General features: G+C 60.4%; 22 protein-coding genes. 13 read left to right on the top strand and 9 right to left on the bottom strand.

Translation table 11 applies throughout. The features are described 5' to 3' along the window. Positions 1–312 precede the first annotated feature (312 nt). Genes GFS31_RS15020 through GFS31_RS15030 form a run of 3 tightly spaced genes read left to right on the top strand, consistent with a single transcriptional unit; the run spans position 313 to position 2,917 of the window. Complete coding sequence (locus GFS31_RS15020) at positions 313–1,191, top strand: S1 RNA-binding domain-containing protein (RefSeq protein ID WP_198805613.1); 879 nt, start codon at positions 313–315, stop codon at positions 1,189–1,191. Between the two features lies 1 nt (position 1,192). Further along, positions 1,193–2,056, top strand: a complete 864-nt coding sequence (locus GFS31_RS15025) for a Tab2/Atab2 family RNA-binding protein (RefSeq protein WP_198805614.1) — start codon at positions 1,193–1,195, stop codon at positions 2,054–2,056. Between the two features lie 9 nt (positions 2,057–2,065). After that, positions 2,066–2,917, top strand: a complete 852-nt coding sequence (locus GFS31_RS15030; protein WP_198805615.1) for a carbohydrate ABC transporter permease — start codon at positions 2,066–2,068, stop codon at positions 2,915–2,917. Positions 2,918–3,024: 107 nt separating this feature from the next. Here GFS31_RS15030 and tadA read toward each other — a convergent pair whose 3' ends face one another. After that, positions 3,025–3,540 (bottom strand): tRNA adenosine(34) deaminase TadA, encoded by a 516-nt coding sequence (gene tadA, locus GFS31_RS15035; protein ID WP_225907437.1) that lies wholly within the window; start codon positions 3,538–3,540, stop codon positions 3,025–3,027. A 163-nt stretch (positions 3,541–3,703) separates the two neighbouring features. Here tadA and sbcD point away from each other — a divergent pair, with 163 nt between their 5' ends. The 3 genes from sbcD to ppk1 all read left to right on the top strand — a co-directional run bounded on the left by sbcD (position 3,704) and on the right by ppk1 (position 8,480). Next, positions 3,704–5,041: an exonuclease subunit SbcD gene (gene sbcD, locus GFS31_RS15040; RefSeq protein ID WP_198805616.1), complete on the top strand. Its 1,338-nt coding sequence runs from the start codon at positions 3,704–3,706 to the stop codon at positions 5,039–5,041. A 59-nt stretch (positions 5,042–5,100) separates the two neighbouring features. Then, positions 5,101–6,201: a hypothetical protein gene (locus tag GFS31_RS15045; RefSeq protein WP_198805617.1), complete on the top strand. Its 1,101-nt coding sequence runs from the start codon at positions 5,101–5,103 to the stop codon at positions 6,199–6,201. Between the two features lie 95 nt (positions 6,202–6,296). Then, the gene (gene ppk1 / locus GFS31_RS15050) at positions 6,297–8,480 is read left to right on the top strand and encodes a polyphosphate kinase 1 (protein ID WP_198805618.1); all 2,184 of its coding nucleotides are present in this window, start codon (positions 6,297–6,299) and stop codon (positions 8,478–8,480) included. 138 nt (positions 8,481–8,618) lie between these two features. On the opposite strand, the gene GFS31_RS15055 is transcribed toward ppk1, so the two are convergent. The 3 genes from GFS31_RS15055 to GFS31_RS21595 are packed head-to-tail and all read right to left on the bottom strand — an operon-like array spanning position 8,619 to position 11,565. Then, entirely contained in the window at positions 8,619–9,236 is a 618-nt protein-coding gene (locus tag GFS31_RS15055; RefSeq protein WP_198805619.1) for a hypothetical protein, read from the bottom strand. Beyond that, the gene (locus GFS31_RS15060; RefSeq protein WP_263974846.1) at positions 9,205–10,473 is read right to left on the bottom strand and encodes a sulfite exporter TauE/SafE family protein; all 1,269 of its coding nucleotides are present in this window, start codon (positions 10,471–10,473) and stop codon (positions 9,205–9,207) included. Before GFS31_RS15060 ends, GFS31_RS15055 begins: the two co-directional genes overlap by 32 nt. Before the next feature lie 12 nt (positions 10,474–10,485). Further along, positions 10,486–11,565 (bottom strand): tetratricopeptide repeat protein, encoded by a 1,080-nt coding sequence (locus GFS31_RS21595; RefSeq protein WP_263974847.1) that lies wholly within the window; start codon positions 11,563–11,565, stop codon positions 10,486–10,488. Positions 11,566–11,746: 181 nt separating this feature from the next. Between GFS31_RS21595 and GFS31_RS15070 the strand changes: the two genes are divergently transcribed. From GFS31_RS15070 to leuC, 3 genes are all read left to right on the top strand, one after another. Further along, positions 11,747–12,955, top strand: a complete 1,209-nt coding sequence (locus tag GFS31_RS15070) for a hypothetical protein (RefSeq protein ID WP_198805620.1) — start codon at positions 11,747–11,749, stop codon at positions 12,953–12,955. A 398-nt stretch (positions 12,956–13,353) separates the two neighbouring features. Further along, positions 13,354–14,496, top strand: a complete 1,143-nt coding sequence (locus GFS31_RS15075; protein WP_198805621.1) for a tetratricopeptide repeat protein — start codon at positions 13,354–13,356, stop codon at positions 14,494–14,496. 117 nt (positions 14,497–14,613) lie between these two features. Continuing rightward, positions 14,614–16,023: a 3-isopropylmalate dehydratase large subunit gene (gene leuC / locus GFS31_RS15080; RefSeq protein ID WP_198805622.1), complete on the top strand. Its 1,410-nt coding sequence runs from the start codon at positions 14,614–14,616 to the stop codon at positions 16,021–16,023. 148 nt (positions 16,024–16,171) lie between these two features. Here the strand turns inward: leuC and GFS31_RS15085 are convergent, their stop codons facing one another. Beyond that, positions 16,172–16,528, bottom strand: a complete 357-nt coding sequence (locus tag GFS31_RS15085; protein ID WP_198805623.1) for a DUF3593 domain-containing protein — start codon at positions 16,526–16,528, stop codon at positions 16,172–16,174. Positions 16,529–16,701: 173 nt separating this feature from the next. Between GFS31_RS15085 and GFS31_RS15090 the strand changes: the two genes are divergently transcribed. Together GFS31_RS15090 and GFS31_RS21305 are read left to right on the top strand one after the other, a co-directional pair. Then, positions 16,702–17,952, top strand: a complete 1,251-nt coding sequence (locus tag GFS31_RS15090; protein WP_198805624.1) for a competence/damage-inducible protein A — start codon at positions 16,702–16,704, stop codon at positions 17,950–17,952. A 134-nt stretch (positions 17,953–18,086) separates the two neighbouring features. Continuing rightward, positions 18,087–18,218: a hypothetical protein gene (locus GFS31_RS21305; protein ID WP_263974848.1), complete on the top strand. Its 132-nt coding sequence runs from the start codon at positions 18,087–18,089 to the stop codon at positions 18,216–18,218. 195 nt (positions 18,219–18,413) lie between these two features. Here GFS31_RS21305 and GFS31_RS15095 read toward each other — a convergent pair whose 3' ends face one another. Next, the gene (locus GFS31_RS15095; protein ID WP_198805625.1) at positions 18,414–18,581 is read right to left on the bottom strand and encodes a chlorophyll a/b-binding protein; all 168 of its coding nucleotides are present in this window, start codon (positions 18,579–18,581) and stop codon (positions 18,414–18,416) included. 208 nt (positions 18,582–18,789) lie between these two features. Further along, positions 18,790–19,551 (bottom strand): photosystem II repair protein Psb32, encoded by a 762-nt coding sequence (gene psb32, locus GFS31_RS15100; RefSeq protein ID WP_198805626.1) that lies wholly within the window; start codon positions 19,549–19,551, stop codon positions 18,790–18,792. A 373-nt stretch (positions 19,552–19,924) separates the two neighbouring features. Between psb32 and GFS31_RS15105 the strand changes: the two genes are divergently transcribed. After that, positions 19,925–20,215, top strand: a complete 291-nt coding sequence (locus GFS31_RS15105) for a hypothetical protein (protein WP_198805627.1) — start codon at positions 19,925–19,927, stop codon at positions 20,213–20,215. A gap of 94 nt (positions 20,216–20,309) precedes the next feature. On the opposite strand, the gene GFS31_RS15110 is transcribed toward GFS31_RS15105, so the two are convergent. Next, positions 20,310–21,275, bottom strand: a complete 966-nt coding sequence (locus GFS31_RS15110; RefSeq protein ID WP_198805628.1) for an NADPH:quinone reductase — start codon at positions 21,273–21,275, stop codon at positions 20,310–20,312. Then, the gene (locus GFS31_RS15115) at positions 21,272–21,430 is read right to left on the bottom strand and encodes a hypothetical protein (protein ID WP_198805629.1); all 159 of its coding nucleotides are present in this window, start codon (positions 21,428–21,430) and stop codon (positions 21,272–21,274) included. Before GFS31_RS15115 ends, GFS31_RS15110 begins: the two co-directional genes overlap by 4 nt. Positions 21,431–21,649: 219 nt before the next feature. Between GFS31_RS15115 and GFS31_RS15120 the strand changes: the two genes are divergently transcribed. Continuing rightward, a complete protein-coding gene (locus GFS31_RS15120) occupies positions 21,650–22,417 on the top strand; it encodes an SDR family NAD(P)-dependent oxidoreductase (RefSeq protein WP_198805630.1) in 768 nt (255 codons plus the stop codon). The last annotated feature ends 12 nt before the right edge of the window (positions 22,418–22,429 follow it).

The following is a 22,429-nucleotide window of genomic DNA, read 5'->3' on the forward strand; positions in this document are numbered from 1 at the left end:
TTCAGTGGATTACAAATTGATCGATAATGCCGTATCCCTGACTACAAACCCTTGGCCAGCGTGCCCGAATGATCTACCCCCTGCCTGCCGCTGCGGAAGTATCCGGGTTTATCTTGCATCTGCACCATCAGGCGGCATGGGTTTGGAGTAGCCATGACCATCCAAGGGACTCCGGGGGCATCGTGCCTCCTAGCCAACAAAACCGCGAGGGTCTGTTTGTCCTGGAATCAGACTTTTGGGGCTAACGGTTGGCTGAGGGGCGGGTGTATAGTAGAAAGCTACGAGATTTACTGAGCTTCAGGAGAACCGAGCTTGACTTTTTCCACCGAAGATTTCGCCAAAGCCCTGGAAGCCCACAGCTACGATTTTCAGGTGGGCAGCACCGTGCGCGGTACGATCATTGCCCTGGCCAACGATGGCGCAACCGTGGACATTGGGGGTAAGTCCTCCGCCTTTTTGCCCATCCGCGAGGCCGAGGTGCGGGCGGTACACAGCCTAGAGGGGCTGCTGGAGGTGGGGGCTGAATACGCCTTCCAGGTCATCCGCGATCAGGACGCCGATGGCCAGGTGTTGCTCTCCATCCGCAAGCTGAAGGTGAAACAGCTTTGGGAAAAGCTCGCCGAAATGGAGGCCCAAAGTGCGGTGATGGAGGCCAAGGTAACGGGCTTCAACAAGGGCGGCGTGACGGTGGATGTGGAGGGTTTGCGTGGCTTTGTGCCCCGTTCCCACCTCAGCAGCGCCCCGGAGTCCCTGGAGGAACTGGTGGGTCAGCGCCTCACCGTGGGCTTTTTGGAAGTGAGCCAAGCCACCAACAAGCTGGTGATGTCTCAACGGGCGGCGGCGCGCAGCCAGGTGATGGGTGAGCTAGAGCTAGGCCAACTCATTGAGGGCACCGTGGCCAGCCTCAAACCCTTTGGGGCCTTTGTGGATTTCAACGGCATCACCGGGCTGCTGCACATTAAGCAAATCAGCAAAAACTATATCGAGAACCTGTCCTCGGTGTTGCAAACGGGGCAATCTATCAAAGCGGTGGTGATCGCCCTAGATTGGGAGCGCAACCGCATTTCCCTCTCTACCCGCGCCCTGGAAAAGTATCCCGGCGAATTTCTTAAGGAACCCGAGGTGGTGATGGCCGAGGCCGAAAATCGGCTGGGCGACGTGGGCCGGATGCTGGCCGAAAGCGAGGCTTAGGATGGGCACTGTTTGGGAACTAGATTTTTACTCCCGGCCCTTGCTGGATGAGAACAACAAGCGCCGCTGGGAAGTGCTGGTTTGTGAAGGGGTGGTGGATATCCAGGCTGACCCAGCCCAGAGCTTTCGCTACAGCAAGTTTGTGAGCAACACCGAGGTGAACTCTAACACCCTACAAGCGGCCCTAGAGGAGGCCATCGCCCAGGCTCCAACGCCCCCCTCGGCGATTCGCTACTTCCGCTATCAAATGCAGAATATGATCCAGCGGGCCTGCGATGGCTTGGGACTTCCGGCCCGCCCCAGCCGCCGCACCCTGGCCCTAAACCAATGGCTAACGGAGCGCAATCAGTCCTTCTACCCCCAGCAGGAGGGCTATACCAGCGCCCCCACCCCCAGCGTGGCCGCGCCGCCCCCCACCCCTCGGCCCCTGCCCGATGCCCTGATGGGCCAAAAGTGGGCTTTTGTTACCCTAGATGCCCGGTCGTTTCAGGATCTCCCCGATTGGGACATCGGCTTTGGCGAGACCTTCCCCCTGACCATGGCCGCCGTGGACAATAAGGTAGCGATTCCGGGCCTGCTGATTTTTTCCCCTCGGGCTCAGGCGCTGGCGGCCTGGATGTCGGGGTTAGAGCTTTCCCACTGGCGCATTGACACCGGGAAAAATCCCCAGCTCGTGCTAGAAACCGGAGCCGCCGATAGCTGGATTTTGGCCAGCCTTGCCAACCCAGCCCTCTTAGCTGAGGCGCAGATGTTTGAAACCGCCAAGCGCAAGGCCAGCCGGGTTCACTTTTTGGGGGTGCAGGCTAGTCCGGGCAGTGAGTCCTTTGAGGGGTTCTGGCTGCTGCAAGATCTCGCCTTGGGCTAGGAAGCAGCCATGGCAACCCTCGCCCAGCGCATTGTCCATTGGCCCCACTGGCGCACCCTGCTGCTCTACGGGGTGCTGCTGCTGATTGCCGGGGTGATGGTGTTTCCCATGCTGTGGTTGGTCAGCACCTCCTTCAAAGGCCCCACCGAAAACCTCCTGGCGGCCCCGCCCCAACTGATTCCTCGCGATCCCACCTTCAACAACTATGGCCGGGTGTGGCAGAGCAACCCTTTTCTGCAATACTTCCTCAACAGCACCATTGTGGCGGTGCTGACGGTGGCGATCAATCTCCTGCTCTGTTCCCTGGCGGCCTATCCCCTGGCACGGCTGTCCTTTGTGGGCCGAGAAGCTATCCTGGCCCTGATTGTGGCCACGATCATGATCCCCTTTCAGGTGGTGATGATTCCGTTGTACATCCTGGCGGTGAACTGGGGCCTTCGCAATAGCTACCTGGGCTTGGTGTTGCCCTACTTGGCCTCTGCCTTCGGCATTTTCTTGATGCGCCAAGCGTTCCAGGGCGTGCCCAAGGAACTGGAGGAAGCGGCCCGCATGGATGGCTGCTCGGACCTCGGCATTTGGTGGAATGTGATGCTGCCCGCCACCCGGCCTGCCCTCGTCACCCTGGGGATTTTTGTGTTTATCGGCACCTGGAGCGAATTTCTCTGGCCGCTGATTTTACTCGACCAGCCCGAACGCTATACCCTACCCCTGGGGGTGGCTCGCCTCGCCGGAAGTTTCTCGCTAGACTGGCGGCTCATTGCGGCGGGGTCAATTCTCTCGGTGCTGCCTGCCATCCTGGTGTTTGTGCTGCTTCAGCGCTACATTGTGCCCACCGAAGCGGGGAGCGGCGTGAAGGGCTAGGGGTTGTCTCCCGTTGATCGGTCTACGTTAGCCGTATTGGCCGACCAATTGCCCACGCAGACTGCCCTGCAAATCCTCGCCTTGGCTTTCTAGGCATGGCCCAAGTCTCAGTGAGGATGACGACGCTGGGCAAACCACCGCTGAAGCTGTTGCTGGCAGGGTTCGGCGAGAATGCCCGCCAGCACCGCCAGCCGATGGTTAGAAGCAGGGCCATCAGGGAGATTCAAACGGGAACGCACCGCGCCTGCCTTGGGGTCATCGGCCCCATAGACCAGCAGGCCCAAGCGGCTGAGAATAATCGCCCCGGCACACATCGGACAAGGCTCTAGGGTGACGTAGAGGGTGCATTGGTTCAGGTGCCAGTTGCCCAATCGCTGGCTAGCCTGTTTCAGGGCGAGGATTTCCGCATGGGCGGTGGGGTCTTGATCCTGCTCGCGGCGGTTGTGGGCCGATGCTAGGAGCTGATTGTTGGGGCCAATCACAACGGCTCCTACGGGCACGTCTCCCGCCTGTTCGGCCTGGGCGGCTTGGGCCAAAGCGTGCTGCATCCAGTGGCGGTGACGCAGATAGGAGGGGTCTGATAGCGGGGGCGGCGGCAACGGGGGAAGCATGAACAACGCCATGGATTCAGGATGGAGTATCCCACGGGGGCACGGTTTTAGACCGAACGGCCAGGGCGAACCAGGATAGGGGTGGGCTAGCGGCCAAGGAAGCGGGGATGATTTCGGGAACAAGGTTTTATCATGGGGAAACGGCCTTGGCCTTGCCCTCTGCACTTGCCGAACCATGATTACGGTACTGCACCTATCGGATATTCACCTGGGCAGCGGGTTGTCCCACGGTCGAATCAACCCCGAAACGGGGCTCAATACCCGCCTGGAAGATTTTATCGCAGCCCTGACACGCTGTATGGATCGGGCCTTGGCGGAGCCCGTGGATCTGGTGCTGTTTGGGGGCGATGCCTTCCCCGATGCGACCCCGCCCCCCCTGGTGCAGCAGGCGTTGGCTCAGCAATTCTGCCGATTGTCGGCGGCGGGCATTCCCACGGTACTGCTGGTGGGCAACCACGATCAACACGCCCAAGGGCTGGGGGGTGCCAGTTTGTCCATCTATCGCACCCTGGGCGTGCCGGGGGTGGTGGTGGGAGATCGGCTGGAAACCCACCGTCTTGTCACCCGCCAAGGCCCGGTGCAGGTGGTGACGCTGCCCTGGATCACCCGTTCCACCCTATTAACCCGGCCCGAAACCGACGGCCTCTCGATGGCCCAGGTGAATGAACTGCTCTTAGATCGGCTGCGGGTAGCCCTGGAGGGAGAAATTCGCAGTCTCGATCCTGCCCTGCCTACGGTGCTGCTGGCCCATGCCATGGTAGACACCGCCCGCTACGGGGGAGAACGATTTCTGGCCGCAGGGCGAGGGTTAACCATTCCCATGGCGCTGTTGGCGCGGCTCTGTTTTGACTATGTGGCCCTCGGCCATGTGCATCGCCACCAAATTTTGTGCCACCAGCCCTTGATGATTTATCCCGGCAGCATTGAGCGGGTGGACTTTAGCGAAGAATCGGAAGACAAGGGCTACGTCCTCGTTCATCTCCAGCGGGGCGGCACCACCGCCGAATTTTGTCCGCTGCCCGTGCGCCCCTTTCGGACTATCGAGGTGGACTTAACAGCGGCGACGGCCCCCCAGGAGACCCTACTCCAGGCCATCGCTGCCACCGAGATCACCGATGCCGTGGTGCGCTGTCTCTACTCCCTGCGGGCAGACCAGGTGGATCAGATCGATAGCGCCGCCCTGGTTGCCACCCTGGCCTCGGCCCACACCTACACAGTACAGGCCCACGTCGAGGCCCCTGTCCATCGCCATCGCCTGCCAGACCTCAGCCCTGATAGCACCCTAGACCCCCTCACCGCCCTGAAGACCTACCTCGACAGTCGGCCTGAGGTCGCGGATCTCAAGGAAACCCTGATCACGGCAGCGACCCTACTGCTAGAATCCGCCGATGATCTCACCCTCGATCTCCCAGGCGAGTTGGATCGGCACGACTGGGACAACAACCTCCCCGACCCTGCCGCCCCCCCGGACGATTCAGCCCCCCCCGCCACCCAACAACTCCGTCTCCTCTAGCCCCCGCCGCCTCTGAGGCGCTGCCCAGATCTGTCTCCGTTCCCTATCTTGCGATTCCCATGTATGACCTGGTCTCCACCGCCCTCCAGTTGCAGCAACTGACCCAAGCGGCCCAACTGATTCAGCAGTGGCAGCGAGAGAAACCGAAAGATCCCTGGCTGGCCCTGGCGATGGGGCAATATTGGGAGGCTAAGGCCGAGATGGAGAAGGCGCAGGCCACCTACACCAAACTGCTGCAAACCACGGCCAACACCAAGGTACTCAGTCAGGCCAGGGAAGGGATTCAGCGGGTGCGAGATGCCCTAGCCCGCCAGCGAGAGCACAACCTAAATGCCGCTAAGGCCCAGCCTGGATCGGAGGTGGCGGGAATGTTGGTGCTCCATCCGGTGATGGGCGATCTGCGACAGACGGCGGTGCAGGGCTTGGCCAAGGTGATGCAGATTGACGCCTATACGGCCCGGACGCGGTTGCCCAGCCAATACTGGCGGCTCTACCGCACGGGGCCTTGCGGCGAACTGCGCTACTTGGCCGAACAACTGCGTCAGTATCAGGTGTCCTGCTTTGCAGCCTCCATAGACGAGGTGAAAGCACTGCCTGTCTTTCGGGTGCAGACTATCCAAAGCTTTACCCCCCAGATTACGGTGCTGTGCCAGAATGCCAGCGGTCAACGGGGCACCCTGCAACTGCAATGGTCGGAGATTAGCCAGTGGGTATTGGGGGCGCTGCCGATCTACGAGTCGGTGGTAGATCTTGGCCCCTGGGGCAAACTGAAACGCAAGGAAACCACCCAAGACTATGCCGAGGTGCTGGACTGGCACCTCCACGGGCGGGGCTGCGTGCTGCGTTTTTGTGACCGCACCTACCGCTACCGAGAGTCTGCCCCCCTGCCGGGTTTGTGGGAACCACCCACGGCAGGCCCCCTGATTGCTGCCACCGCCTGGAAAGCGCTCAAAACTGGGTTTGAGCAGGCCATTGTACCCTCACTGCACCGCGACTTTACTGGCTTTGGCGAAAGCGCCCTCGACTTTATTGACCTGCTGCCGGAGATCACCCCCTATCTAGAACTCAACCGCAGTGCCGCCTGTGCCTGGGACGCCGCCTTCCAGTTGTACAGTTGTCTCCGGTTTTTGGCCTATACGCCGCCCGGGGTGTCACGCTAGGATGGTTAACCTAGCATCCATCTGGAGTTAAGGCTGGGTTGAGCGGTTGACCCTAGGCCACCGCTGGAACCCAATACGGTAGGTGCAAGACGGCCATGGCCAATGCTGCTCAACTCCATCCTCCCCAGGCTTTCAGTAGCATCGACCCCGCCGCCTACCTCAGCCGCGAGGCAAGCTGGCTGGAGTTTAACCGTCGCGTTCTCCAGGAGGCGATGGATCCCCGCACGCCGCTGTTAGAGGCCCTCAAGTTCCTCACCATTTTTAGCGATAACCTAGACGAATACTTCATGGTGCGGGTGGCGGCGATTAAGCAGCAGATTGGTGCCCAGGTGGCGGTCAAGTCCCCCGATGGCCGCACCCCCAGCCAGCAACTCCAGCTCATCCACCGCACCCTGCGCCCCATGGTGCAACAGCAGCAGCGTTTTTTTGGCCGCAGCCTCAGAACGCGTATGGCCGAAAACGGGATTTACCTGCTGAATTATCGCCAGTTAAACCCCACCCAGCAGCGCTACCTCGCCCACTACTTTGAGGATCACCTGTTTCCCGTCCTGACGCCCCTTGCGGTGGAGCCGGGCCACCCGTTCCCCTACCTGTCTAACCTCAGCCTCAATTTGGCCGTGGTGCTAGAGGATTCCCACACCCACGCTACCCACATCGCCAGGGTGAAGGTGCCCCGGGTGTTGCCTCGGTTCATTGCCCTGCCCGAGGAACTGTGGTCGAAGCGTCGTCAGCCCTGCCAGTGGATCGGCGTGCCCCTAGAACAGGTGATTATCCACCACCTAGAGTCGCTGTTCCCTGGCATGATCCTCCAGGGCCACGCCCTCTCCCGCATTACCCGCGATGCCGACCTGGCGGTGGTGGAGGACGAGACCGATGACCTAATGCTGGCCATTGAACAGGAATTGCAGAAGCGGCGGCTAGGGGGATCGGCGGTGCGGCTAGAAATTCAGCGACGCAGTCCGCCCCAGGTGCAGGCGCTGATGGTGGAGGAACTGGGCCTGTCTCCGGTGGATGTCTATGCCGTGGATGGTCTGCTGGGGCTCGGCGATCTGAGTGCCCTGGCCAGCCTTCCCTGTCCAGCGTTGAAGGCTCCGGCCTGGTTGCCCACGGTGCCCCCCGCCCTGGCCACCCTCAACCCACCCCAGGTCAACGAGGCCGATGACGATCTGGAGGATGCGGAGGATCTCTTTGCCCTGGTGCGCCGTCAGAACCAGCTCTTCCATCACCCATACCACGCCTTTGCCGCCACGGTGCAGCGGTTTATTTCCCAGGCCGCCCACGATCCCCACGTCCTTGCCATCAAAATAACGCTGTACCGTACCTCCGGTGATTCCCCTATCGTCAATGCCCTGATTGCAGCGGCGGCCAATGGCAAACAGGTAACAGCCCTGGTGGAACTGAAGGCCCGCTTTGACGAAGAAAACAATATCAACTGGGCCAAAAAGCTAGAACAGTCTGGTGTCCATGTGGTCTACGGCCTGATGGGGCTGAAGATCCACACCAAAATGACCCTAGTTGTCCGACGGGAGGGAGATCACCTCCGCCGCTACTTCCACCTCAGCACAGGCAACTACAACCCCAAAACCGCCCGATACTATACCGACTTGGGCCTGCTCAGTGCTTGCCCAGAGATCGGGGCTGATTTGTCCGACCTGTTCAACTACCTGACAGGCTACTCTCGCCAGCACCAGTTTCGCCAACTCCTGGTGGCACCGCTTACCCTGCGCCAGCAGTTGGTGGCTCTGATTCACGACGAAATTCAGCAGGTGCGCCATGGCAAGCCGGGGCGCATCATCGTCAAAATGAATGCCTTTACCGACCCAGACCTGATTCAATTGCTCTACCAAGCATCCCAGGCGGGGGTCGTCATTGATCTGATTATTCGCGGCATTTGCTGCCTGCGTCCCGGCCTGCCCGGATTCAGCGACAACATCCGCGTGATCAGCATCCTGGGCCAGTTCCTAGAGCATTCGCGCATTTTCTACTTTCACAACGGCGGCGATGAGCGGTTCTTCATGGGCAGTGCCGACTGGAGACCCCGCAACCTCGACCGCCGCGTTGAGGCCGTCGTTCCCATTACCGACCCCGCCATCCGAGCTGAACTGCGGTTTATCCTAGATGCCTACCTCCAAGACAACCGCCAAGCCTGGGATATGAACGCCGACGGCACCTACACCCAACGCCAGCCCCCCAGCCCCGAGGCCGTCTTTAGTGCCCAAGCCATGCTGATGGCACGGGCGAGCCACGCCGATCCAGGCACGGGGCATCGCCATCGGTAGGCGAGGGCATCGCTGCCTCAACCCTGGTGGCTGACCTCGGTTGCACCCTCAATACGGTGACGAGGCACCGGGCATCACCGAGACACCGGGCATGGCCCAGGAGGGATTGGGATCAAAAGAGGGATTGGGATCAGCGGATTAGGAACGCAGTTTGGCCAAGACCCCAATCAGCAAACCTGACGCCGCTGCAATGACCAACACAACGGTCAGGGCGCTGGGGACAGTGGCATCGGGTTCGGGCAGGGTGGCGGGCAGGGCGGGTTCGGTCGGCCAGTCGGTGGCAGTGGTTTGGGGCGTCACCGGGGCCGCTGCGGCAACCGTGACGTTGTAGGACAGCTCGAAGGGCTCAAATTCAGCGTCGTTTTGAGGACGGCCCTCTAGCACCACGGTGTAGGCTCCCACGGCAGGAAACATAAAGGTGGCACTGGGGATGTTTTGGTAGCCCTCGGCGGTGATGGGCTGAAGGTAGGGCTGGGCCAGCATGGTATTGCCCTGGTAGATCCGCAGAGTGCAGTAGCAGTCTTCTAGGGGAATGACTCGGCCCCCACGCTGGGTTAGGGCAAGCCAGATCAGGCTATCTTCCTGGGCGCGGGGGGTATCGTTGGGTTCGATGTGGAGGGTGCCGCCCACGGTGGCGCTGGTTTGTACTTGGTGGGCCTGGGCCGGAGAGATGAGGTCAAGCCCCTGGGCCGTCATCAGGCTTCCCCCCAGGCCAAGCCAGCGATTAGCGATGGGGTTTGGGCGTGGGGTCAGCATGGGTCGGCGGGATAGGTTTTGGAGCCCCATAATACTTTTCTAAAGCCAGCCATGTCCAGAAGCGGCGCGACCGCACCAGCACCACCCCCAAGCCTAGCGCCAGTAAGCAACCCGCCCGCCACCATTGGCCGGGGCTGGTGGGTAGCCAACGGCTGGGAGAGGCCCCCATCAGCAGGCCGTGGGTAAGCCCTAGGCCCAGGGCAGGCAGGCTTAACAGATGGAGCGTTCGCCAAGCAGAACCCAGCCAGCGCTGAAGGTCATTGCGGCTGGTGAGGGCCAGGGGAAACAAAAGCGTTAGAGTCATCACCCCAGCCAGCACGCCCCACTGGTGCGCTGGCAGCATAAACCAAATCGCATTGAGGTTGCCCTGCCAACTGTGGTGCACCATCTGCACGGCATGGGCCAGCCCCAGCACAAACGCCCCCACCCCCAGCCCGCGCCGATAGCGCATTGGCCCTGGCCACACCCGACTGAGGGGACGCGCCACCAGGGCCAACATCAGCAGCGCCAGACTGGCATAGCCGCCATAGTCGGTCATGGCGTCTCCGGTGCGCGTGAGGGTGATCAAGCCGATGATCAGCGTAATCCAGCCGCCCAGGCGAAACAGTTGACTGCGGCGATCTTGGCTCAGCCAACTGGCGGAAAAACCAATCCCTACCATCATCGGCAGGGTGCCCAGGCCAAAGGCCAACATGGTGAGGGCTCCGGCGGTGGCTTGGGTAGTTTCGGCGGCTTTAAGTTGGGCGGCATAGAGAAACCCGCAGGGCACCAGCCCCCACACTAGCCCCAGGGCAGCGGGCGTCCACCAATGGCGACCATCGGCCACCTTGCCCATGGCCTGCATGAGGCGCTGATGCAGGGCTTGACCCTGGAGAGGATGCACAAACGGCAACCGAGGCAACAGCCCAGGGCTGACCTGCATTAGCCCAAACCACACCAGCAAACCGCCCGTGAGCAGGGCCATGGCACGGCGCAAATCGCTGCCCACCCCAGCCATGTGCCCCCCCGCCACCAGCACCGACCCCAGCCCCCCAATCAACCCGCCCACCAGGGCATAGCTGGCCATCCGTCCGCCGTTCAGCAGCAGGTGAAAGCGCAGGGCAGCCCAGCGATTGGGATGTTCCCCCACCCCGGCCCCCAAGGAAAAGGCCACCGTCAGCGGGCCGCACATCCCTAGGCAATGGCCAAAGCTGCCCAAAAAGCCCAGGCTTGTCATCAATAACAGGTCAACCATCATGTCTTGACCCGCCTACAGATGCAAAAACCGATCCAACGCCGCCACCATGGTCGGCGGCCAGCGGCGCACCTGGGCCACCCAGTCCAGATTTTTGTAGCGGATATCCAGCCCAATCACGGCCACCCAATTGCTTTCGGCTTCTCCGGGTTGGCCATTGGCCCAGAGGGCAGCGGTGAGGGCAGCACGGGCATCGGCAAAGTTGGGATAGCGGCGGGTGAGGTTGCGAAATTCGCGAATGGCTTCGTCGGTGTGGCCCAGTTGATAGTTGGCGAGGGCCGCATTGACGCGGGCAAAGGCAAATTTTGGATCTAGCGTCACCGCCTGCTGGTAGTCCTGAAACGCGGCGTCCCAAGCTCCCAACCCGGCCTTGGCATTACCCCGATTGTTGTAGGCGGCGGCGTCATCGGGGTTAATCTCTAACACCCGGCTGTAGTCGGCAATGGCGTCGTCCCAGCGCTCCAGCCGTTCCAAGGCCGCACCCCGGTTCAGGTAGGGATCGGGCTGATCCGGCGCGAGGGCCACCGCTTGGTCATAGTCGGCCAGGGCGGCGAGGGGCTGATTCTGGCTCAGGCGCACGTTGCCCCGGTTGCTCCATAGGGCCGCTTCGTTGGGCAGATACTCCAGCAGCAGGCTCCAGTATTCCTCGGCTTCGGCAAACTGTCCGGCATTGGAGGCGGCAAAGGCTTTTTGACGCAGATCGGCAATCATCGCCCCGGTTTCGGCAGCGCGTTCTTGGAGATCTGCCCCATCACCCCGCCCCGCCAGGGGAGATCCCAGGATGGCCAAGGGAGATCCCCCATCCCCCTGGCACTGCTTCCAGCGGAAAAACGGGAAAGATGACATCAACGGCCCGCCTCCGGCCTGGACAAGGGCTTGGGGGCGAGGGAGCGCAACGGTGGAAGGTTCGCCCACAACGGCCAAGGTTGCAGGATTCGCCAGAGGACTTAATTCCCTGCCATTGGCCCCCCAGGCTTCAGGGGCAGGGGCCAGCCAGCCGATGAGGCTCAGCAGGGCTATACAAAAAGCTATACAAAAAAATGTGAAGCAGCGAATCATGCGGTGTGCGTCCGTCGTCTGTTTCGATTGTGCCATTCTCTCTGCCCTATCAGGGTGGTTTGTCCGGCTCCAGCCAAGGTGGACGGGGAGGTGTCAGCCTACCCAGTATCCGTAAAAAAACCTACGGATGGTCACTCATCTATCCCGTAGGATAAGGTTGGGGTATAACGCAACCGTTGGTGCTACTCGAGTTGGGGACGAATCTTTAGGAAAGGCCATGGCGAAACACCGTACTTCCCCAGAAACAACGCCCATTCTCCAACTGCTGAGCGACTATAGCTTTGACGTGGATACCTGCGCCGAGACCATGGTAACGGAGTGGCTGCAACGGTTTGAACCCACCTGGGTGAGCCAAGCCATTACCGAAGCGCTCTACCAAGGGCGCTACAAGGTGGTTTCTGTGGACCACATTTTGCAACTGTGGCAGCGTCGAGGTCAGCCCTTGCGCCACTTTAACCGAGAATTTGAGTCTATTATTCTGGGCCAATCCTGGGGGCAATTTTTAGCGGCCACCAAAGCCAATGCCGCCGCGCATCGTGATCTAGACCCTGCGGCGGCGGTTGCCCCAACGAATGTCGGAACCGAGGCTGCACCGCCCTATCCCGCTACCCCGGCAGTCGAGACGCAAAGCAACGGGCCTTCCTTCTCCATCCCGCCGTTTGGAGTCAACCCCTCCCAACCCGATCACGATTCTGCCCACCCCCCCTTCGCCCCACCCCCAACGACCTTCTTCCCCGCCGCCGAACCCCAGCCCGCCCCCGACGAAGACAGCTATACCTTGGTTGGGGCTTCATCGCGCACCATTCCCCCCCTCACCCCCGACCAACTGGCCCGCCTCACCCAGCCCGTTACAGCACCAGAGCTAGCCCACACCACAGCGCCAACACCGCCCCCCAATCCCCCTTCAGTAGATGAAAGTTCCCCCGCAGCGCTGATAGACAAGGGTTCCACCGCAGCGTTGACGGCTGAATCCCTAACCGACGAATCTTGGCCAACGGCAGATTCCTTAGATGCCTTGACGACTGAGGCGACTGAGGCGACTGAGGCGACTGAAGCCAGAGCCACCATCGCCCCCGCCCGCCCGCCCGCCGAGAATTTCCACGCAGCCGGATCAACAGAAGCCACCCCCCCTTCGGTTGCAGAGCATCCAATCACTATCGCGGCAGCCGCCCCGTCAGAAGACGATGCCCCAGTCCCGATGACGGCAACGGAAAACACCACGGTGGTGCTCCTTGCTGAATCAGGGCCATTGACAGGCAAGACCGCAACCACCCAAGTCGTAATTCCTAGCTTTCAGCCCGTCGCAAATCGAGTCTTGCACCCAGATTCGGCGGACAGCATCCCCCCGTTTGTGCCCAACTCCGACCCCTCAGATTTTCACCAACGCCTCAAGGCTGTTGTAGAAGCAGGGCGACAAGAGAACTGAAACGATAGCGACTTCAATCAATATCGGCCCACTCGCTGCCCTGTCACGCATTAAGGTCAAGATCCAGGGCGCACTCAGGCGCATATCCTGCAAGGAGATATTCGGTTGTTGAAAGCCGCTCTAGCAGGGCGGGGCTTCGGTTTTGTGAGCTTTAGCCCCTTGGCCCTCCTTCAGTCGTCAGAACTGTGCTTGGGCCAAAGCGCCAGGAGCAAAGCGCAAGGCGTTAGGATTGGGAGGGTGTTGGGGGGCTTGCCGTGTCCTGTAGGTTATCTAGTATTGTCGGTTGGTCTTGGAGCAGAAAGCGAGGCCAGCAGGTCGGGCTATGCCTGGGGCAGCTTGGGCTAGGGCTGCTGGTGCTGAGCGGTTGGGGGCCACCACCTCCCCTGGGCCATGGGGGGATGACGTCGGCCCAGGCCCAGAGCTTACCGACCACCGTGAGGAGTCGCTTCTTGGCCGATCCCCTCACCGATCAGCCCCGTGACCCGCTGTTGCCGACCCCCATCGTGGATCGGCCCCTCAGCCCCCTGGAAGAATTTGACCTAGAGCAGGGCTTAAACCAACTGGCCCGCGAAGCCGAGGCCCTAGCCATGGCCAATCAGCCGGAGACCGCCCGATCCCTCTGGATGCGAGAGGTGCGGCTGCGGCGAGTCTTGGGGCTGAATACGGAGTTGGAGGCCCTCAACCGGGTTGCCCAATGGCTGCGGGACAGCAGCGCCACCCAGGAACTACAGTTGCTGGCCATCCGGGTTGATCAAATCACCCCAGGTCAGGCCGTGGATCAGGCCGCTGACCGAGAACGGCTAGCCACCATCGCCTCGATCTATGCCACCCTGGGGCGCGTCGAATCTGCCGCCGCCCTGCACCGCACCCTAGCCGAGGCCGCCCTAGACCGAGGCGACCGCAACGAGCATCTAGCCCAGCTAGAAACCCTGGCCCGTCTCTATGGCGACTGGTTTTATTTTCCAGAAGCCGCCGCTACCTACAGCGAACTCGTCGCCCTCGCCGGGGGAAATGATGAAATGCGATTTTTGGTCGGGCAGATTGAGAATTTAGAGTTTGCCCAGCAGTTTGAAGCGGCCCTTCTGGCCCAGCAGCACCTCCTCAACCGCTACCGTGCCGACGAAAGTCGCTGGATTCAGGTGGCAGAACTTCAGTATGCCATGGCCCAAAACCACCAGCGGGCAGGAGATTTAGAGCGGTCGGCGCGTCATTACCAGGTGGCCTACACCAACGCCATCGAGGGCGAACAGTTTGAGATGGCGGCCCAAATTCTGCGGGCCTTGGCCGATCTCTATGGTCGGGTGGGGCAATGGCCCGATGTGGACTACCTCTACCAACAACTGCTGGCGGTGGAGCGTCAAGCCCTCAGTGCCTATGGCTTGATGGAAACCTTTGACCAAATCGGCCAACTTTATGAACAGACCGGAAACCCCACCGGAGCGCTGCAAGCCTACACCGAAGGGCTGGCCCTGGCGCATCAACTGCACCATCGCCAAGATCACTTCGCAGAGCAAATCCAGCGCCTCACTGCCATGCCCTAGGGCCGAGGCCCTGCCTCCGCCAAGACATCATGCTTCGATGCCCTAGCCCGATGCGTTAAGATAAAGAGTCTTTTGGATCGTCTTTCCAGCCGTTCACGCCATCACATCGGGTTAGCTATGAGCAAGGGCACGCTGTTCGATAAAGTTTGGGATCTGCACACCGTGGGCACCCTGCCCTCCGGCCAAACTCAGCTTTTCATTGGGCTACATCTGGTTCACGAAGTCACCAGCCCCCAAGCCTTTGCCATGCTGCGGGAGCGCAACCTGCCCGTGATGTATCCCCAGCGCACGGTAGCCACGGTGGATCACATCGTCCCCACCGAAAACCAGGCCCGCCCCTTTGCCGACCCCCTGGCCGAGTCGATGATGCAGGCATTGGAGCAAAACTGCCAGGATTTTGGCATTCGGTTCTACAACATCGGGTCTGGGCACCAGGGCATCGTCCATGTGATCGCGCCGGAACAGGGCCTCACCCAGCCGGGGATGACCATTGCCTGCGGCGACAGCCACACCTCCACCCACGGAGCCTTTGGGGCGATTGCCTTTGGCATTGGCACCAGCCAGGTGCGCGACGTGCTGGCCTCCCAAACCCTGGCCCTGGGCAAGCTGAAGGTGCGCCGCATTGAGGTGAACGGCACCCTACCCCAGGGCGTCTACGCCAAGGATGTCATCCTCCACGTCATCCGCACCCTGGGCGTGAAGGGCGGCGTCGGCTATGCCTACGAATTTGCCGGAACCACCTTGGACTCGATGGGCATGGAAGGGCGGATGACCATCTGCAACATGGCCATCGAGGGCGGAGCCCGGTGCGGCTACGTCAACCCCGACCAAACCACCTACGACTATCTGCAAGGGCGTGAATTTGCCCCCCAAGGGGAAGCCTGGGATAAGGCCGTAGCCTGGTGGAACACCCTCCGCAGCGACGCCGATGCGGTCTATGACGATGTGGTGGTGTTCAACGCCGCCGACATTGCCCCCACCGTCACCTGGGGCATCACCCCCGGCCAGGGCATTGGCGTCACCGAAGCCCTGCCCACCCTCGACAGCTTTGCCGATGGAGAACGCGCCCTAGCTGAAGAAGCCTTTGCCTACATGGATTTGCAGCCCGGTCAGGCGTTGCAAGGCACTCCCATCGACGTCTGCTTCATCGGCAGTTGCACCAATGGCCGCATCAGCGACCTGCGGGAAGCCGCCAAGGTTGTCCAGGGTCACACCGTGGCCGAGGGCATCAAAGCCTTTGTGGTGCCCGGTTCCGAGCAGGTGAAACAACAGGCCGAAGCGGAAGGACTGGACAAAGTTTTCACCGCCGCAGGGCTGGAATGGCGGGAGGCGGGCTGCTCCATGTGCCTCGCCATGAACCCCGACAAACTCCAGGGACGGCAGATCAGCGCCTCTTCGTCGAACCGCAACTTCAAGGGCCGTCAGGGTTCGGCCTCGGGTCGCACGTTGCTGATGAGTCCGGCCATGGTCGCCGCCGCTGCCATCTCCGGCAAAGTGGTGGATGTGCGCGACTACCTAGCGTCCTAGGCTGAGGGGGTTATGCCCCAATCCGCCGAGCCACCCTCACCCTAAATCCCTCTCCCATGGGGAGAGGGACTTTGAGAGGTTCAAGCTTCTTTTTACGGGTAAAACAAGGCAGTTCAATGCCCCCCTAGGTGTAGTCCTTTGAGCCGTTCTAGCTCCCCTCTCCCCGAGGAAGAGGGGCTGAGGGTGAGGGTTCCGGGTCTTCATCGCTAACCACGGCCTGCCGTTGGCGCTGCACCACCGCCTGCCGAAATCCCAGCACCACAAAAATGTTAGACAGGGTCAAAAAGGCTTCTGCACTGCCGTGGAGCCAGTCAATGTTGGCCAGCTCTTCGTTGCGAACGAATTGGGCATAGGCCCCCGCCGGAATTGTCACCGCCACAAAAATCAGCAGCGCATAGAACCCAAACAGCGCCATTTTGGGGGTGCCCTTAGTGCGGGTGAGAAACCACAGAAACCCCAGGTAGGGAAACAGCGACAGGGCAAACAGGGCGTTTTTATCGAGCATGGGACGGAGGATAGGAAACCGAATCGGCAGGGGCAGCACTGGAGCTACACCAGCCTAGCGTATCCACCCAGGGCAACCCTGTCCAGAGCGGCGCTAGGCTCCGACCATACCGCCCAATAAAGCCGCACAATAAAGAGGCATTCCCTAAAGCATATAAGGATTTGAAGTTGGCCATGGGCAAAAGCGCCGAGTTAATTTGTGTGGGCACCGAGCTACTGCTGGGGGATATCCTCAACAGCAACGCCCAGTATTTAGCCCAGGAGCTAGCGGATCTGGGCATTGCCCACTTTTTTCAAACCGTGGTGGGAGACAACCCCAACCGCATCCAGCAGGTGGTGGCGATGGCCTGCGAGCGGTCGAACCTCATCCTCTTCACCGGAGGTCTTGGCCCCACACCAGATGACTTGACCATCGAAACCCTGGCCGACTTTTTTGATGCCCCCCTGGTGGAGCGGCCCGAAATTGTGGCCGACATTGAAGCCAAATTCACCAGCCGGGGCCGAGTAATGACCCCCAGCAACCGCAAGCAGGCGCTCTTGCCCGCTGGCGCAGAGGTGTTGCCCAACCGCACGGGCACCGCACCAGGGATCATCTGGGAACCCCGACCGGGCCTGCTGATCATGACCTTTCCCGGCGTGCCCAGCGAAATGAAGGCCATGTGGCAAGAGACCTCCGTCCCGTATTTGAAAAACCACGGCTGGGTGCAAGATACCATCGTTAGCCGGATGCTGCGCTGTTGGGGCATTAGCGAATCGGGCATGGCCGAACGGGTGGACGAGTACCTCAGCCTCAGCAACCCCACCGTCGCCCCCTACGCCAGCCACGGCGAAGCTAAGCTCCGCATTTCCGCCAAAGCCACCACCACTGCCGCAGCCGAAGCCCTGATTCACCCGGTCGAGCAGGGCATTCGTGCCCTGCTGGGGGCCGATTGCTACGGGGCCGATGGCGAATCCCTAGCTTCCGTGGTGGGGGCCTTATTGCAGCAAAGCCAGCAGACCGTAGCCGTGGCCGAATCCTGCACTGGGGGCGGCTTGGGGCAAATGTTCACCGCCATTGCCGGAAGTTCCGCCTACTTTATGGGCGGCATTATCGCCTACGACAACCGGATCAAAACCAGCCTGCTCAAGGTGGATCCCGCCGCCCTAGAAACCGAGGGGGCCGTGAGTGCCATCGTGGCCGAGCAAATGGCCCTGGGGGCAAAGGCGGCGCTGCAAACCGACTGGGCCTTGAGCATTACCGGGATCGCTGGCCCCAGTGGCGGCACGGACACCAAACCCGTCGGTCTGGTTTATATCGGGTTGGCCATGCCCAGCGGCGAGGTCATCCACCGCAAATACGAATTTGCCCACTTCCGAGGCCGTGACTGGGTACGCCACCTGAGCGCCTGCACCGCCCTAGACCTCCTCCGTCGTCATCTCCTGTGACAATCACCTTGATCATTTGCAAGGATTGGTTATGATGGGTTCATGTATAAATTGCGGGACAGAGGGCTGTGCTTTGGTGAGTTTAGCAAAGCGGCGCACCCTACCATCGCATTCCAGTAAGGAGTTAGGCCCTAATGGATTACATCGAAAAGGCTCTCGAAAAGCTGCGTGAGTGGATTGACGGCATCATCGATGCACTCCTAGGGCCAGAAGTTCAGCACGAGCCAGAACTGATTCCCATCCCGGTCAAAGAGCCCAGACGATAGCCTAACCTGAGCAGCGATCATAGGTGTTGATGGAGCGTGGGAACACCATCATTTTTCGTCTGTGTTAGCGGATATTGCAAAAGCTCAGAGAGCCTACCTTTTAGGGCTTGGATACACTTTGCCATCTAATCAATAGGTCAATCAAGCCCTGGAACTTCGATATTCCAGGGCTTTTTAGCATGGGTATGGATTGAATTATCGCAGCCCCAACCAAGTGACAATGGCTTGCCCAGTGACTAGTTCAAACAACACCAGAGCCACGAAGCCCAGCATAGCCGCCCGACCATTGATGCGTTCGGCATAGTCATTGAAGCCCGATTTGGGGCGGTCAATCATGGGAGTAACAGAAGGTTCAGTTTTCATGGTTAAGACGCCTAAAAAATTGGTGTAAGGAAATGTGATCAACAGCCGCAGGGCAGGAACCGCCCACCCAGTCGCCATTGGCTAGGAGTTGCCTAGGGATTGCCTAGCTAGGGGTTGCCTAGAAATCGGCCCTAGGGAAATTGGGAATTGGCCGAGGGAGGCAGCGGCAGGATGCTCGTGGGCGTGGCCCATCCTACGGCTACAGCCCTTAGTTGCCGAAGCCGACATACCAATAGTAGGTGGCCATGGGAATCACCGTGGCCAGCACCAGCAGCACAATCAGCAGGATGGCGTTGTTGCCTCGGTTTTCTTCGGTGTCTTCAGCGGAGGCGAAGGTGCTTTCGCTGAGGTTGTCAAAGGCTTGGTCAAACACGGGCGCACCGGGGTCGGGTTGGCCGCTGATGACGGCCACTAGGCGGTCGGTGCCGTCTAGAAACGCTTGGTTGTACTTGTCGCCCTGGAGTAGGGGAACCAGCACGGTTTCCTGAGCCACGCTGGTGGCGATGTCGTCGGGCAGCAGGGCAGCGGCCTCTTCGCCCACGCGGATGCCGACGGTTTTGGTGACTTCATCCAGCACTAGGAGGACTTGATTAGCCTGGTCTTCGGCGGTGGGGTACCAGCGTTCAAACACTTTGTCGGTAAAGGTTTGGATGGTTTCGCCATAGTCAAAGTGGCGAATGGTGACGAGGCGAACTTCTTGCCCGGTTTGTTCGGCCAATTTGCTGAGGCGACCGGAAATTTTGCCCTCGTTGATGCGGCTGATGATGTCGGCCTCGTCTACCAGCCAGGTGGCTTCTCCGGCGGCGACCGTCGGCAGTTGGAAGGGGGCGATGGCCTGGGCTGGCCCCACCGCCAATCCCAACACCAGCAGCATGGAACACATGGCCCCTAGCAGACTTTGCCCTAGGGTTTGCAGGCCAACCGGGCGGAAACGGCGGGGGGAGGAGAGGAGAGGTCTGAGCCAGGGCATAGTGAGGAGCGAGGATAGGGTTTTCTCTATTTACTATACGGGGCGCGGCGGGGTTAGGAAACCAAAACCGGGAAGCCGCCGCTTTGTAGGAGATGCTGACGACTTAGCCCCGATGAGAGTGGGTGGGAAGCCCTCTGGACGAGAGAACCCGTGGATCTCAAACGGCGTTCACCATGGTAATCGTGAAGCCCAGCCCGCTAGAGGAGGCTTCACTGACGAAATGATTGAGGGCGTCCTCCAAGATGCATTAGGGCAGAGTGAGTTTTAGATAGACCATGTGACCGTTGACGCACCTACTGCCTGTTTCTTCCCATAGGACTTGCTGAGAAGGAACAGTAAACCGAGTGATAAAAGCTAAAAAGAGGTTCTAATCATGGCAGAACAAACGCCTAAGAGTTGGTTTGAACAGGCCGAGGAACTTTTCGATTCGGGGGATCGTTCCTACCAAACCTTCGAGAAGCTGAAGGAATTGGCCAACGCCGCTGGGGAAAGCTTTGAGGCTCAAATGATTGGCGACCTCATCAGCGCTTTCTACGCCGATGGTGGCGAAACCATGCCTGAAGTGGGCGATGAATGGGCCGACGCCACTGGAGAAGACTTTGATGCGGAGATGATTGACGACCTCATCAGCGCCTTTACGCTGCCTAGCTTAGACGACGACTAACCGCCCCGTTAGCGCATTTCACCAAGGGCGAAGAGACCTAACCCCTACCGTTGGGCGACTGGGAATGGGGGTTGCCTAATTTTTGGGTTTGGGATTAGGGAATCAACACCCAATTTCCCAAGGCTCCGGGTTCTAGAATTTGGCGGTGAACCGTGGCGGCTTCCGCGAGGGGAGAGGTGTGGGCCACGATGGGCAACAGAGTACCATCCCGTAACCCTGGAGAAAGCTGGGCCTGAATGTGGTGCAGGGTTTCGGGCGGGGTGCTGAACAGGTTAACGGCGGTGATCGTACTTTCCTTGGCCATGAGGTCCCTGGGGTTAATTTCCACCGTGCCCCGGTTGCCAATCACCACCACCCGTCCGCCAAAGGCCAACAGCGGCAGGTCTTTCCCTAGGTTGACGTTGGCCAGCATTTCGAGGATGACGTTGATCCCTCGGCCCTCGGTGGCGGCGAGGATGTGGGCGACGCAATCGGGATCGTGATGATTCAAAACCACCTCGACCCCCTGGGCTTGGAGGAGTGCCCGTCCCGCTTCGGTGCCCCCGGTGCCGATGATTCGCAAACCCGCCTGATGGGCCAACTGCACCGCCGCCAGCCCCACCGCCCCCGTTGCGCCGTGGATCAACACCCATTCCCCCGGCTGAGCTTGGGCCTTTTCAAACAGAGCACGGTGGGCGGTGGAGTAGGGGATAAAAATGCCTGCCCCTTGCTCAAAGGACAGCTTCGACGGCAGGGGATAAATCCAGTCCGCTTCGTAGAGGGCAAACTGGGCGTAGGTGCCTGTGATTGGCCAGCCGCCGTAGACCCGATCCCCCACTTGAATATGACGGACGGCTTCTCCCACCGCCGCCACCACTCCAGCCCCATCGCTGCCGGGGGTGTAGGGCCGTTGGGGGAGCCGCGCATAGGTGCCCGACCGAATGTAGGTATCCACCGGGTTTACCCCAGCGGCGCGAATCTCCACCAAAACCTGTGTAGCGGACTGGATTTGAGGAACATCAATGTCCTGAACCTCCAGCACCTCCGGCCCACCAAACTGCGTCACACGAATGGCTTTCATCCCAGCACCTCTTGGCCCAGCCCGTTATCTAGCACGTCCATTATCCAATCCGTTGTCCAATCTACCGCGATGTTCGTCGTCACCAACATCGCCGTCTGCAAGGAAGGTCTGAGGTTGTGGATGCCATCGGGCATGAACCCATGCTTCTGCGGCAATCTTGCCCTCACCCTAAATCCCTCTCCCAAATTAGGAGAGGGACTTTGAAGGCGTTTCTGGCCCCCCTCTCCTCGTGGGAGAGGGGCTGGGGGTGAGGGCTCCGCCGTAACCAAAGATCAGGTTCGCAATTTAAGGTCTGAGGTCGTGGATATCACCTTTGCAGCCCTGCGTCTGTCAATCATCCAGGTTAGGCTAGGGCAGTAGCGTGTGGTGGTGCGATGCCCTTTGGAACGTCCCTGGTTGCGGCCAATGCCCTGATTGTGGGGGCTAGTCAGGGTATTGGGCTGGGGTTTGTGCAGCAGTTGGTGGCGGATGGACGGTTTGAGCGGGTCTATGGCACCTACCGCCGCCCGGAAACCGCTGGAGCGTTGATGGCGCTGGCGGAGGAACACGCCCACCTGACCCCCCTAGAGATGGACGTGACGGCGGAGGACAGCATTGCCCAGTCTGTCGCAGCGCTTCAGGCCACCGAGCCCCGTCTGCACCTCGTGGTCTACTGCGTGGGCCTGCTCCACGATGGGGAGTTTCAGCCAGAAAAAAGCGTCCGCCAGCTCACCAGCGACCAACTCATCCGGTCGTTTCAGGTGAATGCGGTGGGGGCCGCGTTGTTAACCAAGCATCTCTTCCCCCTGCTGAAGCACGATCAGCCCAGCGTGTTTGGGGCGATTTCCGCCAAGGTGGGCAGCATTGGCGACAATCGTTTGGGCGGCTGGTATGGCTATCGGGCCTCTAAGGCGGCGCTGAATATGCTGATCAAAACTGCCTCGCTGGAGTATGCCCGCAAAAGCCCCCATACCATCTTCGCCCTGCTCCATCCCGGCACAACGGATACCCGCCTGTCCCAGCCCTTTCAGCGGGGAGTAGCGCCGGAGAAACTGTTCCCCGTATCCCGCACCGTGACCCAGTTGATGACGGTAATTGACGGCCTAGAACCCACCGACAGCGGTGAATTTTTCAGTTGGGACGGTAGCCGCCTGCCCTGGTAGCGACTAGGGTGG

It is taken from the genome of Leptolyngbya sp. BL0902 (assembly GCF_016403105.1).
Classification (GTDB): domain Bacteria; phylum Cyanobacteriota; class Cyanobacteriia; order Phormidesmidales; family Phormidesmidaceae; genus Nodosilinea.

Excerpts from the sequence above, each read along its gene's own strand:
- tadA (WP_225907437.1), bottom strand. The coding sequence starts at position 3,540 with ATGGCGTTGTTCATGCTTCCCCCGTTGCCGCCGCCCCCGCTATCAGAC.
- GFS31_RS15055 (WP_198805619.1), bottom strand. The coding sequence starts at position 9,236 with ATGCTGACCCCACGCCCAAACCCCATCGCTAATCGCTGGCTTGGCCTG.
- leuC (WP_198805622.1), top strand. The coding sequence starts at position 14,614 with ATGAGCAAGGGCACGCTGTTCGATAAAGTTTGGGATCTGCACACCGTG.
- GFS31_RS15085 (WP_198805623.1), bottom strand. The coding sequence starts at position 16,528 with ATGCTCGATAAAAACGCCCTGTTTGCCCTGTCGCTGTTTCCCTACCTG.
- GFS31_RS15075 (WP_198805621.1), top strand. The coding sequence starts at position 13,354 with ATGACGTCGGCCCAGGCCCAGAGCTTACCGACCACCGTGAGGAGTCGC.
- GFS31_RS21595 (WP_263974847.1), bottom strand. The coding sequence starts at position 11,565 with ATGGCACAATCGAAACAGACGACGGACGCACACCGCATGATTCGCTGC.
- GFS31_RS15025 (WP_198805614.1), top strand. The coding sequence starts at position 1,193 with ATGGGCACTGTTTGGGAACTAGATTTTTACTCCCGGCCCTTGCTGGAT.
- GFS31_RS15095 (WP_198805625.1), bottom strand. The coding sequence starts at position 18,581 with ATGAAAACTGAACCTTCTGTTACTCCCATGATTGACCGCCCCAAATCG.
- sbcD (WP_198805616.1), top strand. The coding sequence starts at position 3,704 with ATGATTACGGTACTGCACCTATCGGATATTCACCTGGGCAGCGGGTTG.
- GFS31_RS15060 (WP_263974846.1), bottom strand. The coding sequence starts at position 10,473 with ATGATGGTTGACCTGTTATTGATGACAAGCCTGGGCTTTTTGGGCAGC.
- GFS31_RS15030 (WP_198805615.1), top strand. The coding sequence starts at position 2,066 with ATGGCAACCCTCGCCCAGCGCATTGTCCATTGGCCCCACTGGCGCACC.
- GFS31_RS15045 (WP_198805617.1), top strand. The coding sequence starts at position 5,101 with ATGTATGACCTGGTCTCCACCGCCCTCCAGTTGCAGCAACTGACCCAA.
- ppk1 (WP_198805618.1), top strand. The coding sequence starts at position 6,297 with ATGGCCAATGCTGCTCAACTCCATCCTCCCCAGGCTTTCAGTAGCATC.
- GFS31_RS15105 (WP_198805627.1), top strand. The coding sequence starts at position 19,925 with ATGGCAGAACAAACGCCTAAGAGTTGGTTTGAACAGGCCGAGGAACTT.
- GFS31_RS15070 (WP_198805620.1), top strand. The coding sequence starts at position 11,747 with ATGGCGAAACACCGTACTTCCCCAGAAACAACGCCCATTCTCCAACTG.
- GFS31_RS15120 (WP_198805630.1), top strand. The coding sequence starts at position 21,650 with ATGCCCTTTGGAACGTCCCTGGTTGCGGCCAATGCCCTGATTGTGGGG.
- psb32 (WP_198805626.1), bottom strand. The coding sequence starts at position 19,551 with ATGCCCTGGCTCAGACCTCTCCTCTCCTCCCCCCGCCGTTTCCGCCCG.
- GFS31_RS21305 (WP_263974848.1), top strand. The coding sequence starts at position 18,087 with ATGGATTACATCGAAAAGGCTCTCGAAAAGCTGCGTGAGTGGATTGAC.
- GFS31_RS15110 (WP_198805628.1), bottom strand. The coding sequence starts at position 21,275 with ATGAAAGCCATTCGTGTGACGCAGTTTGGTGGGCCGGAGGTGCTGGAG.
- GFS31_RS15090 (WP_198805624.1), top strand. The coding sequence starts at position 16,702 with ATGGGCAAAAGCGCCGAGTTAATTTGTGTGGGCACCGAGCTACTGCTG.